Source organism: Klebsiella sp. BIGb0407 (genome assembly GCF_024807845.1).
Classification (GTDB): Bacteria; Pseudomonadota; Gammaproteobacteria; order Enterobacterales; family Enterobacteriaceae; genus JGM124.
This window is the reverse complement of record NZ_JANUEQ010000001.1, coordinates 967,523-982,639: the sequence shown is the minus strand read 5'-3', so window position 1 is coordinate 982,639 and position 15,117 is coordinate 967,523. Positions and strand designations below refer to the sequence as shown.

Below are 15,117 nucleotides of genomic sequence, written 5' to 3'. Positions count from 1 at the left end.
AATGAGGCCTTGATTGACAGGTGCCAGGGATAAAATCCTAAGCACCTGTATTGACAGGCTTACTCAGCTGTAACCTGAATCTGTGCTGCAGCATTTACCGCTTTTTCTACTGCGTCATCAACATTCGATGCCGTTGCCAGAACCACCCCCATCCGACGTTTACCGCTGATTTCAGGTTTGCCGAATAAACGCAGCTGCAATCCGCTGCCGTTCGCGGCCGCCAGATTAGAATACTTCACATTGTGGCTATCTAACTGTGGCAGGAGAACCGCCGAGGCAGAAGGGCCATACTGACGAATATCACCAACAGGTAATCCAAGAAAGGCGCGAACATGCAGGGCAAATTCAGATAAGTCCTGCGAGATAAGCGTGACCATGCCGGTATCGTGCGGGCGAGGGGAGACTTCACTGAAAATAACCTCGTCGCCACAAACGAACAGCTCGACACCAAATAAGCCATAACCCCCTAAAGCGGTGACCACCTGCTCAGCGATAACCTTGGCTTTACTGAGTGCTATATCGCTCATTTGTTGCGGCTGCCATGACTCACGATAATCACCGTCTTCCTGACGATGACCGATAGGCGCGCAAAAATGTACGCCATCGACTGCGTTGATGGTCAGCAGGGTTATCTCAAAGTCAAAGTTTACGACGCCTTCAACAATCACACGTCCCTGACCTGCGCGTCCACCATGCTGAGCATAAGCCCAGGCCTGTGAAAGCTGTTCTGGGGTACGGATCATGCTCTGACCTTTACCTGAAGAACTCATCACAGGTTTAACAATGCAGGGATAGCCAATCTCACTGACAGCCTGTCGAAAGGCTTCTTCGGAATCAGCAAACTGGTAACTGGAAGTCGGGAGACTCAGTTCCTCTGCGGCCAGACGACGTATTCCTTCCCGGTTCATGGTCAGTTTGGCTGCACGGGCACAAGGAACAACATGCTGCCCCTGAGCTTCCAGTTCCAGCAGAGCATCGGTAGCAATCGCTTCAATTTCAGGAACAATAAAGTGGGGCTTTTCGAGCGCCACCAGGGCTTTGAGTGCAGCGCCATCCAGCATATTAATCACATGGCTGCGATGGGCGACATGCATAGCGGGTGCGTCAGGATAGCGGTCGACAGCAATAACTTCGACGCCCAGACGTTGACATTCGATAGCAACTTCTTTACCCAGTTCACCTGAACCCAGCAGCATGACTCGTGTAGCGGCTGGACGCAGGGCAGTTCCTAAATTTGACATAGCGGTAGGCCTTAATGAATAAAAAGATCGCCGCAGTATAAACGAAAACGTTTGCGTTGAAATAAAATAGCCTTGTCAGGGGCATGTTTTTTCAATATACTGTATAAATAAACAGTTTAACGGGAGCCGCAAAATGGCCGTTGAGATTAAATATATTGTTGTGAGAGAGGGGCAGGAAAAAATGGCCTTTACCAGTAAAAAAGATGCCGATGCTTACGACAAAATGCTGGACCTGGCCGATGCGTTAACTGACTGGCTACAGACCAGTACCACGGTAATTGAAGATGAAGCCCGTGAGCAACTGGGTATGTGGATGGCTGAAAATAAAGACAACCTCACTACTATTCTGAAAAACGGCAAATTACCCCAGCCATCAGACAGTGAAACAGCGGCAGTAGAAAATATCAGTGAACATGCCAGCCGCAAAAAACGCGATGTTGCATAAAACGTTATTGGTTGTGGTTGTCTGCAAACCCGAGGCGTCAGCATTTGGCCCCTCAGGTTTGTTTGTTATCACGAGGTGATTTGTGCCAGGTGGTGATTTAGCGTCAGGCGTAACTCAGGCGTTAATGTCTTAATATTATTTAGCATCCAGCGCAGATAGCCCGGATCCTGCTGTGCAATATCAGAGACCGATTTACCCCGATATTTACCGAATGTCAGCGTCGTCACCAGTGCAGGCCGACCGGTAATATCGACCATCTGCTCGGCTGACCAGCCTGAATCGTCCATAATACGCAGTAACAACGCCGCGGTGATATAGCAGTCGAACAATGCCCGGTGATGGTGTAATTCGGGTGGTGTATCGACTTGCAGCTTGAGCGACTTATACAGCCCCATATTGCTGTATTTTATGCCGGGCCACAGACGGCGAGCCAGTTTAACTGTACAGATCCAGTCTCCGCTTATCTCCGGCAGCATACGCCTGTCGAAACTGGCATTGTGTGCCACATAATAGGCACTACCCTGATAACGTGGAACCACTTCTTCTATCCAGGGTTTATCCGCCACCATCTGTTCGGTGATGTTGTGGATAGCCATCGCCTGATGGCTGATAGGGCGGTCAGGGCGGACTAAGTCACTCATTGGATTGACAATTTTTCCGTCGACAATATCAACAGAAGCAACTTCAACAACTCCACCTTGTAACCCACAAGTTTCGGTATCAATAACACGTAGCATGGTTGGTTCCCGTTTGCTATGTATGGCCTGCTATCCTTGTCAGGCGTTGAGCGTCCTGGTCACTGGCAAAATAAAAAACAGAACCAGCCGCTCATGAGAATTATTTAAATTTTGGCTCGTAAGGCAGTCTGGATAGGTTCACAGAGGTTGCGCGATGAATCGCCAGCCGCTCTCTGAACCAGTCACGCAATGGTTGCGGCTGCTCACGCTCAACCACTTCTGCAATGACCGGCATATTATAGCGTTCTTTAAACGCGACACCTGCTGCGGCCAGGTCAACGTTTAGCTTATCCATCTCATCTGATGGTAGTTCCGCGAGATTATAGCTCATTATTTTCTCCGACATAGGCTGGGCAAAAGTTACTGCTTTATTCCAGAGATAACAAGGTTTGTCAGTCAATAAACGCAGCTACCCAGGTAAAAATGTAATAGATAGCATGCAGACAGACACCAGACCAGGAACCATTTACCGAATATAACATTCAGATAACATTAACAATACTGAGTACCAAAAATGCTCTCAGACTCGACTTGCTATCCCCGTGAAGTTATTCTCACCGCTTCACCTGATAATAAAAAGGCGTTGTTAATATGGCTGTCACCACTAAACGTATTGTTTCGATTGCACTCTTTCTGACTGCACTGGGCACATCAGCGCAAGTGCTCGCCCATGCACATTTAAAAAGCCATTATCCTGCTTCTGATGCGGTAGTCACATCTGCCCCGCAAGTTATTACCCTGGATTTCTCTGAAGGTATTGAACCCGGATTTAGTGGTATCAAAATCACCGGGCCTGAAAAGAAAACAGTGAAAACCGCCAAGGCACAGCGTAGTGCTCAGGATGAAAAGCAACTGATAGTCCCGGTTGAAGAGAAATTAACACCTGGTGCCTACCAGGTGGAATGGCATGTTGTCTCAGTAGACGGTCATAAAACCAAGGGCAACTATCAGTTCACTGTGAAATAATGACGATGCTTTCCGCCTGCTATATTGGGCTGCGTTTTGTCCACTTTACGTCACTGATGCTGTTATTTGGCTGCACAACTTATAGTGTGCTATTAGCGCCAGGGCGTTTGCGAGAGATGCTAGTACAACGTCTACAGGCTGTCTGGCGTCTTGCAGTTGATATCTCACTGATGAGCGCCTGCCTGTTACTTTGTCTGCAGGCAGGGTTGATGGGCGATGGCTGGATGGATGTGATAAGTCCTGCTGTCTGGATAGCCGTACTGGGGACGCAATTTGGCGGCGTCTGGATCTGGCTTCTGGCTTTTGCTCTGGCAAGTGCCGTGGTGTCAGTTGTTCGCCCGCGGAAGATGCAAGAATATCTGCTGTTATTGACTTTTTTGCAGCTAATTTTACTGGCTTGTGTCGGGCATTCCACCTTGCATACTGGCTTAACAGGTATTCTTCACCGGGTTAACCATGCGGTTCATTTGCTGAGTGCCGCGTTCTGGGTGGGTGGGCTGCTGCCATTATTAGTCTGTATGTGGCTGGCGCGTAAAATCGCCTGGAGTGATACCGCTATTGAGTCCATGATGCGATTTTCCCGTTATGGTCATCTGGCTGTTGCCGCTGTCATCATGAGTGGCATCATGAATAGTTTGCTAATTTTGGGCTGGAATATTCCCTTAGAGAGTAACTATTTTCGTTTTCTGTTGCTTAAGATTGTACTGGTTGGGGTGATGGTTATTCTGGCATTGATTAATCGTTACTGGCTGGTACCGAAGTTTAACCATTCAGCCCTGGCAAAGCAGCGGTTTATCCGGCTGACCTGGCTGGAAATCATATTATCAGCAGTGGTATTACTGCTGGTTAGCCTGTTTGCAACCCAGGAACCATTCTGATAGTAACTTAGGGTATACGAGAGACTGATGAAAAAAATTATTTTAGCTTTAGCCCTGCTTGCCAGCACCAGTACAGCACTGGCAGCACCGAATGTCATTACTGTAAGTCGCTTCGAGATAGGGAAGGATAAATGGGCCTTTAATCGCGAGGAGGTCATGTTAACTTGCCGTGGCGGTAATGCTCTATTTGTGATTAATCCGGGCACCTTAATGCAATACCCGCTTAATGAAGTCGCGGAAGAACAGATGCTGAGTGGCATGACGAAAGGGCAACCGATATCCGTTATTCTTATCGACTCGCCTGATAATCCGGGGGAGAAAATGAGCCTGGAGCCTTTTGTTGAGCGTGCTCAGACGCTGTGCAAAAAAGCGTAGCTAAAAATTCTTGTCGGGAAACAGCACTAAGCTCAGGAATCTGTTGCTGTTTCCATGACTGATAAAATAGTGGAAATGGTTTTTTTTGCGTTATTTTCTTCGGAAACTGGAAAAATTACATTGTTCATCTATGCTTTATTTATGAACGACGAAATGTATTTATATCCGCCAGGGTACTTGCAACTTCAAGTCTGACGGATACAAACAGTTTTTAGCGCACGGCTCTCAGAAGAGCCATTTCCCTGGACCGAACACAGGACTCGTGTTTGGTCTTTTTTTTATTTATTGTTTTTATTGGTGTTTTTCATCAGCTCGCGAAAATCCCCGAAATTTTCATACTCAATCTAAACCAGCCATATTTCGTTTCCATGACTCATCGTGAAGTTGCGTAGCCGCCAATAATGAACCATGCAATAAATACTACAGCTGCCACGATAATTGCAGCCGGGAACAGATATCCGATTTTCATTTTTTCCTCTCCAGAAACCGTCGGGTTGATGTGAACACGCACTTATTTATATTGTATTACCCGAAAAATTTATATTTTTTATAAAATAATTTTATTAAAAAAACGAATGTTGCTGTCAGCTAACGACCATGTTGTGGGAAAAAACTCTGGATTAGCCACCCAAGCAAACGGAAAGCGCAGTAGACAAAAATAGATAATGTCGCGGCCAGTACAAAATACCAGGGTGAGATACTACCCGGCGCACCGGCATTAATTTCACCCATTAACAGTAATGAAAAACACAGAAAACATAAGAATCCGACTGCCAGTCCGATTCTGTGACAACTTCGACGAATGCCTTCTTGCATAATCCTGCTCCTGTACTAGTAAATATTTTGTCCTGGTTTGAGTATAACAAACTCTGAAAAATAGCCGAGGATTAAAAAAACATCACCTCGTGCTACCACAAAATGCCTTCGCGTGCTGAAAAGCTCGCTTCAAAACAGGGCGGGTATTACACTCTGTTTCCTTCTTTATACACTGCCCTGTGGGGCGTGTATCTGACACCTTAACGCTGTATTTAATTATGACAAAACACGCCCACATTACTACCCGGCATGCCGAAGAGAATAGTCTCCGCAGTGTGTTACGTTCGCCGCGTTTGATACAGCGGGAAATACTGGCTGGGGTCATCACTGCCCTGGCACTGATCCCTGAGGTTATCTCTTTTTCCGTGATTGCAGGCGTTGACCCTAAGGTGAGTCTGATAGCCTCGATTGTATTGTGTTTTACCCTATCAATACTGGGTGGACGCCCGGCGATGGTGACGGCTGCTGCCGGCTCCGTCGCACTGGTGATTGCTCCTTTGGTACAGCTTCATGGTGTCGGCTATATTTTACCCGCCGTGGTACTGGCCGGGGTGATTCAAATACTGTTTGGTATCACAGGGCTGGCGCGAATGATGCGCTACATCCCCCTCTCAGTGATGAACGGATTTGTGAATGCCCTGGCGATTCTGATCTTCTTTGCCCAAATGCCGCACGTCTGGGGAAAAGGGCCGCTTATTTGGGGGCTTCTGGCGGTCACGCTGGTCATCGTTTTACTGTTGCCCAGAGTTCTGAAGTCTATTCCTGCTCCGCTCGTTGCCGTGGTGCTGATAACCACTGTCGTCCTTGTTATGGGCTGGACAGTCCCGATGGTAAAAGATATTGGCGGGATGAAACCGGGTCTGCCAGGGTTCACTGAGTTACTGGTACCGCTCAACTTAACCACTCTGAGTATCATCTGGCCTTGCGCCCTGAGTATCGCCTTTGTCGGCTTGATGGAGTCACTATTGACCGCCAAATTGGTTGATGCCATGACCGATACGCCTTCCAGCAAACGGCGTGAATGCTGGGGCTTAGGGGTGGGAAACATTTTTGCCGGATTCTATGGGGGGATTGCGGGTTGCGCGATGATAGGCCAGACGATGGTTAACGTCGAACTGGGGAGAGGGCGAACCCGACTGTCCACGCTCTCTGCTGCCATTGTATTACTGCTGTTGGTTACCGCATTAAGTGAAGTCATGGCCAAAATCCCGATGGTGGTACTGGCCGGGATCATGATGATTGTCGCGGTGAAAACACTCAACTGGCACAATATTGCCCCGTCGATGTTACGTCGGATGCCGCTCTCAGAGACGCTGGTTATGCTGGTCACGGTGGCGATTACGGTCTCTACCGATAACCTGGCGCTCGGCGTGCTCGGTGGGGTTATTTTTGCCATGATACTGTTTGCTCGCCGTATTGCTCATGTTGTAAAAGCGAAGCGTCAGCTGTCGCCAGAGGGTGACTCGGTGACTTATGAAATTCGTGGCCCGCTATTTTTTGCCAGTAGCAACGACCTGGTTGAACACTTTCAGTATGCCGATGACCCATCGCGGGTAATTATTGATCTGACTCATGCGCAAATCTGGGATGCATCAACCGTGGCTATACTCGATACAGTCACCACGCGTTATAAGCGTTATCAGACCGAGGTAGAAATAATAGGTCTTGATAACCGTAGTACCGATTTCCATCAGCGCTTAACCGGTAAATTATAATAAACGGAGGTTATTTATTCGCGTAACGTGGATAAATAACCCGATTTTTATTTGGCTGACAGCCATTTTTCCCGGCAGTCGGCCAAGGTTTTTTGTAATAGCAGTATTAATCGCTAAAAATGAGATCCAGGTAACAAAGAATTAATATTTTTAGCTGAATTAACAACCATTAAACCCCGAAGCTGGCGAATTAAACAACGTCATTATATTTATATTGCGATCTGTTGCTAAACATTTTAAATCTATTATACGACCTGCCAGATAAGGGAGGATTAATCGATTTAATCAGCAATGGGATGCCCTATGAGCACTGAATCTGCACGCGCTAGCGTTGCAGCACCGACATTTATTCAAACCGTAAAAACTTTTCCAGTCACTGTTGTGATGCTACTGTTTTTTACTCTGGTTATCCGTTTCAGCTATTTTATGGCCTGGCCGTTTCTCGGCATTATTATGACCCGTGACTATCAAATGTCTCCGATATCTATTGGTATATCGATGACAGGTAGTGCCTTACTGGCTGTAGTTCTGGGTATTTATGGTGGGAAAATATCGGATAGTCTGGGGCGACGGGGTATTTTATCCCTTGGCTGTGCTTTTTCCTTTGTGGGTTATGCCTTACTGGCACTGGCCAGCAATATGGGACTATTTATTGCTGGATTGCTGACAGTTGGCGTCTGTTTTGCCTGGGTTGATCCGCCGATGCGTGCCTTAATGAGCGATTTGCTGGGTGATAAACGACGTCGCGCGCTGGCGCTGCAAATTCGTTATTACCTGATTAACCTCGGAGCTGTGACCGGACCACTGGTGGGTATCGCCTGGGGACTGACATCCCAGAAAGGAACCTTTCTGATCACCGCATTAAGTTATTTACCCTTTTTGGTCTGGTTATTGCTGTTTGTTCCTAAGGGAAGAATGGCTTCTGCGGGTGGCAGTCTTGAAGCTCCGGTGCCGTTGCGTGTCGTGCTAATGGTAATCGCCCGTGACAAACTGTTTATTGCCGCTTTGCTGTGTAGTATTTTGTGCTCTATCGTTTTTGTCCATTATGAGGCGGTAGTGCCGCTTTATCTGATGATGCTTGATGCTGAGTCAGCGGTTCCACTGATAACCTTAATTCTTGTGACGAATGCCAGTACTGTATTGATAGCACAGCTATTTTTAGTCCGCCTACTGGCTCAGATGGCGATATCGAAACGTATTTTACTCGGCAGCAGCATTTTTGCACTGTCACAGCTGGGCTTTCTGGCAATCGGTAATACTGATCCGGTGTTATGGTTCAGTGTCACGGTAGTTTTCAGTATCGGAGAGGCTATTCTGATGCCAAACCTCAATATTCTGTTGGATCAACTGGCCCCCGCTGAGCATCGGGGTGCTTATATGGGCGCTTCATCGCTCCAGACGCTGGGAATAGCTATCGGTCCCTTAATCGGTGGGGTATTACTTACCTTAACGGGCTCCGGCGTATTTCTGGGTACATTATTCTTCAGTTCGTTGCTGGGAATAATTATGTTCTATTCGCGTACCGGCATTCAAAAACGACTTCAGGAATAACCCTAAAAGGAACAGTTTATGCTGACTCAGGCCCCGACTCTGGAAACCGCAAGATTACGGTTACGCCAGTTAACCCTCGATGATTATGCTGCGCTGGTGGCGTGCTGGGCGAGCCCGGACACCGTCAGATATATTGGTAGCGGACAGCCGCAGGACAGTGAGATGAGCTGGGGACGATTACTGCGCTATATCGGACACTGGCAGCTTCTCGGATATGGCTACTGGGCGGTCTGTGAAAAAGACAGTGGTCTGCTTATCGGCACTGTGGGGATTCAGAACCAGAAGCGAAATCTGACACCTGCTCTGGAATATCCGGAAGCAGGGTGGACACTTAGCCCGACCGCCACCGGGCAGGGGTTTGCGACAGAAGCCTTGACGGCTGTCCTCACATGGGCAGACAGCACCTTTGCCGGACCGGTATGCTGCATTATCGATGATGAAAACCAACCTTCGATTCGTCTGGCTGAACGTATGGGATTCCGGTTCAGGCATTATGTGGAATACCATAATAAAAAGGTCCGTATGCTGGTGCGTCCATCAGCGGATTAAAAATCAGCATACTCCTGCGCGGGCAGCCAGAAACTGTCATGCACTTCATCCAATGGATAGCAGCCGCCACGGCGAATACGCTGCTCATCCATTACCGCCAGGCACTGCTCCTCGGTTTTGAGGATCTCGACGACAAAATCATCGCAACCGCCGTGCAAATAACAAACAAAAATAACCAAGGCAAACATTATCATCTCGCTATGCTTGAGTGGGTAAGCGAAGAAAGTGGCAACCAGGCCGGATGCCTTCTTTTAGCCTGGTCGCAATCGTCAGGATAACAAGGAAAAAATGCTAATTTTTATCCTGCCATACTGGTGGCAAATAATTTGCCATCACGAACCAGTTCTCGAGGATAACTGTTTTTCAGACGTGAACCGACTTTTCGTGCCAGCCCTAAGGGTTGTCCCTGAAAGGTAACAATCACTTCATCGTTTGAAATTGTGCTTTCGGGATAAATATCCTGACCCCGATACCAGCTTTCAGCCTCTGCTGTCGTCAGGGAAAAACACAGTGGGTCATCACCTTTTGCCAGTGCAATCACGGCCTCATGCTGCCAGCGATAACCTTTATTATGTTGTTCGGCGAGCTTCAAGCCAATACGTGAAAAACGGACCTGATTAAGCAGTGGCTCTATTTCAGCAGGGAATAACCAGATTTCTTTATCGCGCTGCCAGAGCGTCAGTGCGTCTGAAAAGCGTAACCCTGATTTGGCCGCAGCCCGGGTAACTTGTTCAGCAGCGGCTCCTTTCATGCGCATAAACGGGAATTTACCGAGTTTATAGCCGGGTTTAGCTAATGGCTCAACCGAAGCCATTTTACGCAGGCGGGCGACAAAGAAACCTTCGCAGTCATAGATTTGCGGGAAAACATGCAGAAATCCTTCGGGGGTGATTGCCTGTTCTGCTTCCGGGAACAAACCCTTGAGAGACTCTATCTCTACTGCATCCGGATAGCGGGATTTAAGCCATAAACAGATCTGCTGGTTCTCTGTCGGGTTCAGCGTACAGGTTGAATACACCAGGGTTCCGCCAGGGCGTAAGGCATGAAAGGCGCTATCAATCAGGGCCATTTGTGTATCGGCTATTTCTTGTGTGCTTTCGCATGACCAGTTACGCAGAGCATCGGGATCTTTACGCACAACCCCTTCGCCTGAACAGGGGGCATCGAGCAGTACGGCATCAAAAGCCTCAGGTGTGGCAGCGCCAAAAACACGCCCATCAAAATGGGTCAGGGCGACATTACTGATCCCACAACGACTGATATTCGCGTGCAGAACCTTTACCCGACTTGCAGAGTATTCATTGGCCAGAATGGCTCCCTGATTACCCATGCGGGCGGCAATCTGTGTGGTTTTCGATCCTGGTGCCGCCGCCATATCGATAATACGTTGTGGCGAGTCAGTCCCGGAAAATAGCGCCGAAACCGGAAGCATTGAACTGGCTTCCTGAATGTAGAATAAGCCACTCAGATGTTCAGCGGTACTCCCGAGAGGCAGCTCGTCATTATCGCGCTCAATCCAGAAACCTTCAGGGCACCAGGGCACAGGGGTCAGATGCCAGCCGTAAGGTTCAACCAGCAGAAGAAAGTCACTGACAGATATTTTTAGCGTATTAACACGCAAACTACGGCGTAGCGGGCGATGGCAGGCAGCAATAAAACTATCAAGGGAAAGAGCAGCAGGCATAGCCTGTTTTATCATATCGAGAAAAGGTTGTGGCAGGTAAGCTGAGCTGGATTGAGCCATAAAGGCGCCCCATGGAAGAATAAGGGGCGCAGTTTAGCATAAAGCTCTGGTTATTCGCATTAACCAGGATTTAACGTGGAAGAGCAGTACCCCACTGACGCCACTCTTTCGGTTCATTTTCTTCCAGCAGGAAGTGCTTTCCGGCCTTAGAGCGCGGGGCAAGTGGAATGCCCGGCGGCGTGGCAAAAGCAATGCCTCCGCGAATAAACTGATTAAAGGTGCCGGTTTTAACCACGCCTCCGATTAACCCAAAATCAAGGGTGTAGCCAGAAGCCAGCCAGAATACCGAACTGTCACGAACCAGGTGCTGATAACGGGTACTGATACGTAAATTCACCATTACCCGGTCAGACAGATCGCCTAGTCTCATTCCGGCAACCGTGCCCACCTCAATGCCACGGAACAGTACTGGGGTTCCAATATTTAGGGCGCCAGCTTCCGGTACTTCTACCACAATACTCAACCCATCAGCATAACGAGAGTCACTGATAGAGGCAGCCTGCAGCTCAAAAACACGCTGTGGATTGCCAAGACCGGGTTCAGCATTGATATAAGGCTGGATAATAGTGTCAAGATTTTCGACCCCAGCGGCAGAAATCTGCGGTGTGACGACTGAGAAACGTGTTCCCGCTTTGGAGAAACTCGTCACAAACTCGGGATATAAGACGGCCTTAGCGACCACTTCTTTACGCGAGGGTTCAAGCTCCATGGTGTCCAGTTGACCGATATTGATCCCCAGATAACGGATCGGCATACCGACTGACAGTTTGCCCGCATCAAAAGTCCGCAGCAGGATCTGACTTCCCACTGCGCGGGCGGCGGTTTCAGAAGCAAACAGAATGCGTTTACCGTTTTTGGCAATACCTTCCCCGGCGCCTTTCAGATTATCAAAGCTAATCGCCCCTTTTAAGGCCCGGGATAGCGGTACTGCCTGTACGCTCAGACCGCTGCCATTTATCTGAACTTTCGCGCCACCCTCAGCCCAGAATACGCTGCCTGAGGTCAGTAAATGACGATATTCCGGTTTGATATGAACATTAATTTCAAAATTATCTTCCAGCGGACGAACGCTGGTAATATTACCTACCTCAAATTTACGATACAGAACCACAGAGTCCGTTTGAATATCCGGCAGGCTGGTGGCTGTTAGCGTCAGCGTAGTGGTTGGCTGTGGGGTCAGGCTATTTTCACGGGCTTTTTCCAGGTTAGCAAACAAAGGATAGGTCGTTTTCATTTCACCTTTGCTGCCTGGAAGAATACGTATGCCGCCCGATAGCCACTCACTGGCACTGGCTCCGAGCATTTCCACGCCATCAATGCCCACTTTCACATCAAAGCGACTGTTCACGACAAATTTGCTGTCACCCTGAATCAATGCTCTGTATTGAGGGTCGATAGCAATGACAAAGCTGACGCCTTTATCCGACAGTGTACGTTCGGTAATTTGCCCCACTTGCACACCGCGCAGAATAAGCGGTTGTCCGACATCAATACCGTAGCTTTCAGGTGCTGTGAGGGCCAGCGTCAACACATTGGGTTGCTGTAGCGGGCTTTCTGCGCCAGGAAGAACGGTAAAATGGTGCTGTGGTTCGCCTTCACCTGGAATTAACTCAAGCGTTGAGCCAGTTAGTAAACGGCTGATACTAGGGTTATTTAAAGATATTTTAGGTTGTTCCAGAGTAATACGTGTATCAGTACGCATCAGATTGACAACGCTTGGGTCGATAACCATCTCTCCCGTCACGGTACTGTCAGGATTCAGCGTCATTCTGGTCAGCGCACCCACTTCCAGACCTTGATACATCAGCTTGGTTGACCCGGCATTGAGGCCATTGCCTCCGGGCAGAGTCAGGGTAATGTTCACCCCGCGCTGGCTGTGGGCCAGGTCTTCAAACAGGGTAAAGTTCTCATTACTGCTGGCTTTTTCTGAATCATCCGGAGAGTCAAACGCAATTGCACCATTAACTAATGCTGCCAGGCTTTCCAGCTGAACTTGCGCTCCGCTAAGGCTGATATCTGCTTTAACACCAGAAACGTTCCAGAAACGGCTGTTAGTTTTGACCAGATTAGCAAAACGTCTGTCAATCAGGACATCGATAGCCACACCTTGTTTAGTATTGTCTATCTCGTAGTCATAAACACGGCCGACCGGAATTTTTCTGTAATAGACCAGGGAACCGCTGTTCAGTGATCCCAAATCCGGAGCCTGAAGATGTATCAGTAACTCGCCGTTATCCAGTCGGTATTTGGGCTGGGTATCCAGGGCGGTAAAATGATCCTGAGAAGCGCCGCCACCCGGCATCATACCGATATAGTTGCCACCAACGAGTGCATCAAGCCCGGAGACGCCGGCCAGGGAGGCCTTGGGCGTGACCAGCCAGAACTGGGTCTCTTCCCGAAGCGCATCCTGCATGTCGCTCTTGATACTGACTTTGACTTCAATTTTGCGTAAGTCATCATTCAGACTAATACTCTTCACCATTCCCACTTCGACACCCTGATAGCGGACAGGGGTCCTGCCCGCCACGATGCCATTGGCGGAAGTAAAGTCGATAGTCACCGTATCCCCTCGCTCCTGATAAGCGGTCCACATCAACCAGCCACCAATTAACAGGGCGATAAAGGGGAGCAGCCAGAACGGTGAGATCCGACGTTTGGTTTTAATCCGGGCTTCCTTCACAGAAGCGGGTGTTTCCTGAGGCATGTACATCCCAAAGCAGTCGACTATCCAGCCACTCGACAGCAAGCAGAGTTAAAATCACTGCAGCACCGAAATAAACGGCAGCAGGTCCCATAGTAAAAGCGAGCAATAAATCCCGATTAATCAACGTCATCATCAATGCTATAACAAATAAATCCAGCATTGACCAACGACCAATCCAGGTCACAAAACGCAACATTTTCATCCGCGTCTTGAGTCCCGGACCGCAGTCTAAATGAATGCTGAGCAACAGCGTTACCATGACAATAATTTTCGTGAATGGCACCAGAATGCTGGCAATAAACACGATGATGGCAATGGCAATATTACTATTAGCCAGGCTGATGATGCCTGAAAAAATAGTATCCTCCTGGCGCACACCATTAACATACAGTATCGAGATAGGCAGTAGGTTAGCGGGTAACAAGAAAATAAAAGAGGCAATCAGTGCCGCCCAGGTTTTTTGCAGACTATGCCGACGCCGAAAGCGTAACGGGGTATGACAACGTGGACAACGCCCCCGTTCATCTGCAAGAGTCGTAAGATGACAGCCCAGACAAATACGTAAATGCTCTGGATCGGTATACTTGCGGCGGCGAGGATAAAAACGATTCCATAACTGTTCTACATTAAGATGAATTAAGGTCAGTAAACTCAGGATAACCAGCGCAACAAAGGCAATCAGCCCGTAGGCCGCATCGATAAAGGCATAATCACTGACTTTAATACAGGCAATACCGATACCCACAAGGTAAATATCCAGCATTACCCACTCTTTTAATCGGGTTAGCATCAATAGCACGGGACGCAAATTCATCCCTAAAATATTACCCAGCCAGAGATAAATAATGGACAATGCCAGAATAGCGGGTGCACCTATCAGGCAAAACAATACCATTGCGGCGGTAATCGCATCTCCTTCTACTGCCATCTGCCAGATACCCTGCCACAAACTGACGTCAACACGCGATCCGAGCATAAGAATGCTCAGCAGCGGGGCTGTGAAGGCCAGTGGCATCAGCATTATCATGGTAATAGCCATTGCCCCAAGGCGAGTGAGCGACCAATCTCGTCCATTATGAACTTTGGCATCACAGCTGGGGCAATAGGCATTTTGTGTTGCTTTCACTGGCATAAGCAAAAACAATGCATCACATTCAGGACAGCGCTGATAGCGTGCTGAGGGCAGTGTTTGGCTTATGTTATCTATTTTCATCTATTGTCATCATCAGCTCACTGCGTTAGGTTCTATAGCCGTCATACTTCAAGTTGCCCCGGTGTTGCCTGCGTCACGCTCGTCGAGCCACTCAGTTTATCTGTACCTGGCGATGGGGTAAACGCAACGCCTACAATTAACTGGAATTATTTAGGGTATAGTATGCTATGAAATTAACAATGA

The 15,117-nt window shown here is 48.4% G+C and carries 16 protein-coding genes; 7 read left to right on the top strand and 9 right to left on the bottom strand.

From position 1 onward, the window contains the following. Positions 1–59: 59 nt before the first annotated feature. Positions 60–1,241, bottom strand: a complete 1,182-nt coding sequence (gene purT, locus M2387_RS04650) for a formate-dependent phosphoribosylglycinamide formyltransferase (protein ID WP_259047471.1) — start codon at positions 1,239–1,241, stop codon at positions 60–62. Between the two features lie 133 nt (positions 1,242–1,374). On the opposite strand from purT, the gene M2387_RS04645 reads away from it, so the two are divergent. Further along, complete coding sequence (locus M2387_RS04645; RefSeq protein WP_259047469.1) at positions 1,375–1,686, top strand: YebG family protein; 312 nt, start codon at positions 1,375–1,377, stop codon at positions 1,684–1,686. 68 nt (positions 1,687–1,754) lie between these two features. Here the strand turns inward: M2387_RS04645 and exoX are convergent, their stop codons facing one another. Further along, positions 1,755–2,423 (bottom strand): exodeoxyribonuclease X, encoded by a 669-nt coding sequence (gene exoX, locus M2387_RS04640; RefSeq protein ID WP_259047468.1) that lies wholly within the window; start codon positions 2,421–2,423, stop codon positions 1,755–1,757. A 100-nt stretch (positions 2,424–2,523) separates the two neighbouring features. Further along, entirely contained in the window at positions 2,524–2,754 is a 231-nt protein-coding gene (locus tag M2387_RS04635) for a DNA polymerase III subunit theta (protein WP_259047467.1), read from the bottom strand. Positions 2,755–3,014: 260 nt separating this feature from the next. Between M2387_RS04635 and yobA the strand changes: the two genes are divergently transcribed. From yobA to M2387_RS04620, 3 genes are read left to right on the top strand one after another with little or no spacing between them, the layout of a single operon-like run. Next, on the top strand, positions 3,015–3,389 hold the full coding sequence (gene yobA / locus M2387_RS04630; RefSeq protein ID WP_259047465.1) for a CopC domain-containing protein YobA: 375 nt from the start codon (positions 3,015–3,017) through the stop codon (positions 3,387–3,389). Positions 3,390–3,394: 5 nt separating this feature from the next. Beyond that, positions 3,395–4,267, top strand: coding sequence for a copper homeostasis membrane protein CopD (copD, locus tag M2387_RS04625; protein WP_259048291.1), 873 nt, complete (start codon positions 3,395–3,397; stop codon positions 4,265–4,267). A gap of 24 nt (positions 4,268–4,291) precedes the next feature. Then, positions 4,292–4,642 carry a YebY family protein gene (locus tag M2387_RS04620; protein ID WP_259048289.1) on the top strand — a complete coding sequence of 117 codons (351 nt, stop codon included), beginning with the start codon at positions 4,292–4,294 and terminating at the stop codon, positions 4,640–4,642. 373 nt (positions 4,643–5,015) lie between these two features. On the opposite strand, the gene M2387_RS04615 is transcribed toward M2387_RS04620, so the two are convergent. Further along, on the bottom strand, positions 5,016–5,111 hold the full coding sequence (locus M2387_RS04615) for a YoaK family small membrane protein (RefSeq protein WP_259047463.1): 96 nt from the start codon (positions 5,109–5,111) through the stop codon (positions 5,016–5,018). 119 nt (positions 5,112–5,230) lie between these two features. Then, complete coding sequence (locus M2387_RS04610) at positions 5,231–5,458, bottom strand: hypothetical protein (protein WP_259047461.1); 228 nt, start codon at positions 5,456–5,458, stop codon at positions 5,231–5,233. 218 nt (positions 5,459–5,676) lie between these two features. On the opposite strand from M2387_RS04610, the gene M2387_RS04605 reads away from it, so the two are divergent. From M2387_RS04605 to M2387_RS04595, 3 genes are all read left to right on the top strand, one after another. Next, positions 5,677–7,173: a SulP family inorganic anion transporter gene (locus tag M2387_RS04605; protein ID WP_259047459.1), complete on the top strand. Its 1,497-nt coding sequence runs from the start codon at positions 5,677–5,679 to the stop codon at positions 7,171–7,173. 303 nt (positions 7,174–7,476) lie between these two features. Further along, entirely contained in the window at positions 7,477–8,724 is a 1,248-nt protein-coding gene (locus M2387_RS04600; protein ID WP_259047458.1) for an MFS transporter, read from the top strand. An 18-nt stretch (positions 8,725–8,742) separates the two neighbouring features. Further along, positions 8,743–9,273 (top strand): GNAT family N-acetyltransferase, encoded by a 531-nt coding sequence (locus M2387_RS04595; RefSeq protein WP_259047457.1) that lies wholly within the window; start codon positions 8,743–8,745, stop codon positions 9,271–9,273. On the opposite strand, the gene M2387_RS04590 is transcribed toward M2387_RS04595, so the two are convergent. The 4 genes from M2387_RS04590 to yebS all read right to left on the bottom strand — a co-directional run bounded on the left by M2387_RS04590 (position 9,270) and on the right by yebS (position 14,934). Beyond that, positions 9,270–9,461, bottom strand: coding sequence for a YdfD/YebW family protein (locus tag M2387_RS04590; protein ID WP_259048287.1), 192 nt, complete (start codon positions 9,459–9,461; stop codon positions 9,270–9,272). The genes M2387_RS04595 and M2387_RS04590 overlap by 4 nt on opposite strands. A gap of 110 nt (positions 9,462–9,571) precedes the next feature. Further along, positions 9,572–11,017 carry a 16S rRNA (cytosine(1407)-C(5))-methyltransferase RsmF gene (rsmF, locus tag M2387_RS04585; protein ID WP_259047456.1) on the bottom strand — a complete coding sequence of 482 codons (1,446 nt, stop codon included), beginning with the start codon at positions 11,015–11,017 and terminating at the stop codon, positions 9,572–9,574. Between the two features lie 70 nt (positions 11,018–11,087). Continuing rightward, entirely contained in the window at positions 11,088–13,721 is a 2,634-nt protein-coding gene (locus M2387_RS04580; protein WP_259047455.1) for a PqiB family protein, read from the bottom strand. Further along, complete coding sequence (gene yebS, locus M2387_RS04575) at positions 13,678–14,934, bottom strand: membrane integrity lipid transport subunit YebS (RefSeq protein ID WP_259047454.1); 1,257 nt, start codon at positions 14,932–14,934, stop codon at positions 13,678–13,680. The genes M2387_RS04580 and yebS overlap by 44 nt, the downstream gene beginning before the upstream one ends. Between the last annotated feature and the right edge of the window lie 183 nt (positions 14,935–15,117).

Bases quoted from the DNA above. Each gene is read 5' to 3' on its own strand.
- purT (WP_259047471.1), bottom strand. From the start codon at position 1,241: ATGTCAAATTTAGGAACTGCCCTGCGTCCAGCCGCTACACGAGTCATG.
- M2387_RS04645 (WP_259047469.1), top strand. From the start codon at position 1,375: ATGGCCGTTGAGATTAAATATATTGTTGTGAGAGAGGGGCAGGAAAAA.
- exoX (WP_259047468.1), bottom strand. From the start codon at position 2,423: ATGCTACGTGTTATTGATACCGAAACTTGTGGGTTACAAGGTGGAGTT.
- M2387_RS04635 (WP_259047467.1), bottom strand. From the start codon at position 2,754: ATGAGCTATAATCTCGCGGAACTACCATCAGATGAGATGGATAAGCTA.
- yobA (WP_259047465.1), top strand. From the start codon at position 3,015: ATGGCTGTCACCACTAAACGTATTGTTTCGATTGCACTCTTTCTGACT.
- copD (WP_259048291.1), top strand. From the start codon at position 3,395: ATGCTTTCCGCCTGCTATATTGGGCTGCGTTTTGTCCACTTTACGTCA.
- M2387_RS04615 (WP_259047463.1), bottom strand. From the start codon at position 5,111: ATGAAAATCGGATATCTGTTCCCGGCTGCAATTATCGTGGCAGCTGTA.
- M2387_RS04610 (WP_259047461.1), bottom strand. From the start codon at position 5,458: ATGCAAGAAGGCATTCGTCGAAGTTGTCACAGAATCGGACTGGCAGTC.
- M2387_RS04605 (WP_259047459.1), top strand. From the start codon at position 5,677: ATGACAAAACACGCCCACATTACTACCCGGCATGCCGAAGAGAATAGT.
- M2387_RS04600 (WP_259047458.1), top strand. From the start codon at position 7,477: ATGAGCACTGAATCTGCACGCGCTAGCGTTGCAGCACCGACATTTATT.
- M2387_RS04595 (WP_259047457.1), top strand. From the start codon at position 8,743: ATGCTGACTCAGGCCCCGACTCTGGAAACCGCAAGATTACGGTTACGC.
- M2387_RS04590 (WP_259048287.1), bottom strand. From the start codon at position 9,461: ATGTTTGCCTTGGTTATTTTTGTTTGTTATTTGCACGGCGGTTGCGAT.
- rsmF (WP_259047456.1), bottom strand. From the start codon at position 11,017: ATGGCTCAATCCAGCTCAGCTTACCTGCCACAACCTTTTCTCGATATG.
- M2387_RS04580 (WP_259047455.1), bottom strand. From the start codon at position 13,721: ATGCCTCAGGAAACACCCGCTTCTGTGAAGGAAGCCCGGATTAAAACC.
- yebS (WP_259047454.1), bottom strand. From the start codon at position 14,934: ATGAAAATAGATAACATAAGCCAAACACTGCCCTCAGCACGCTATCAG.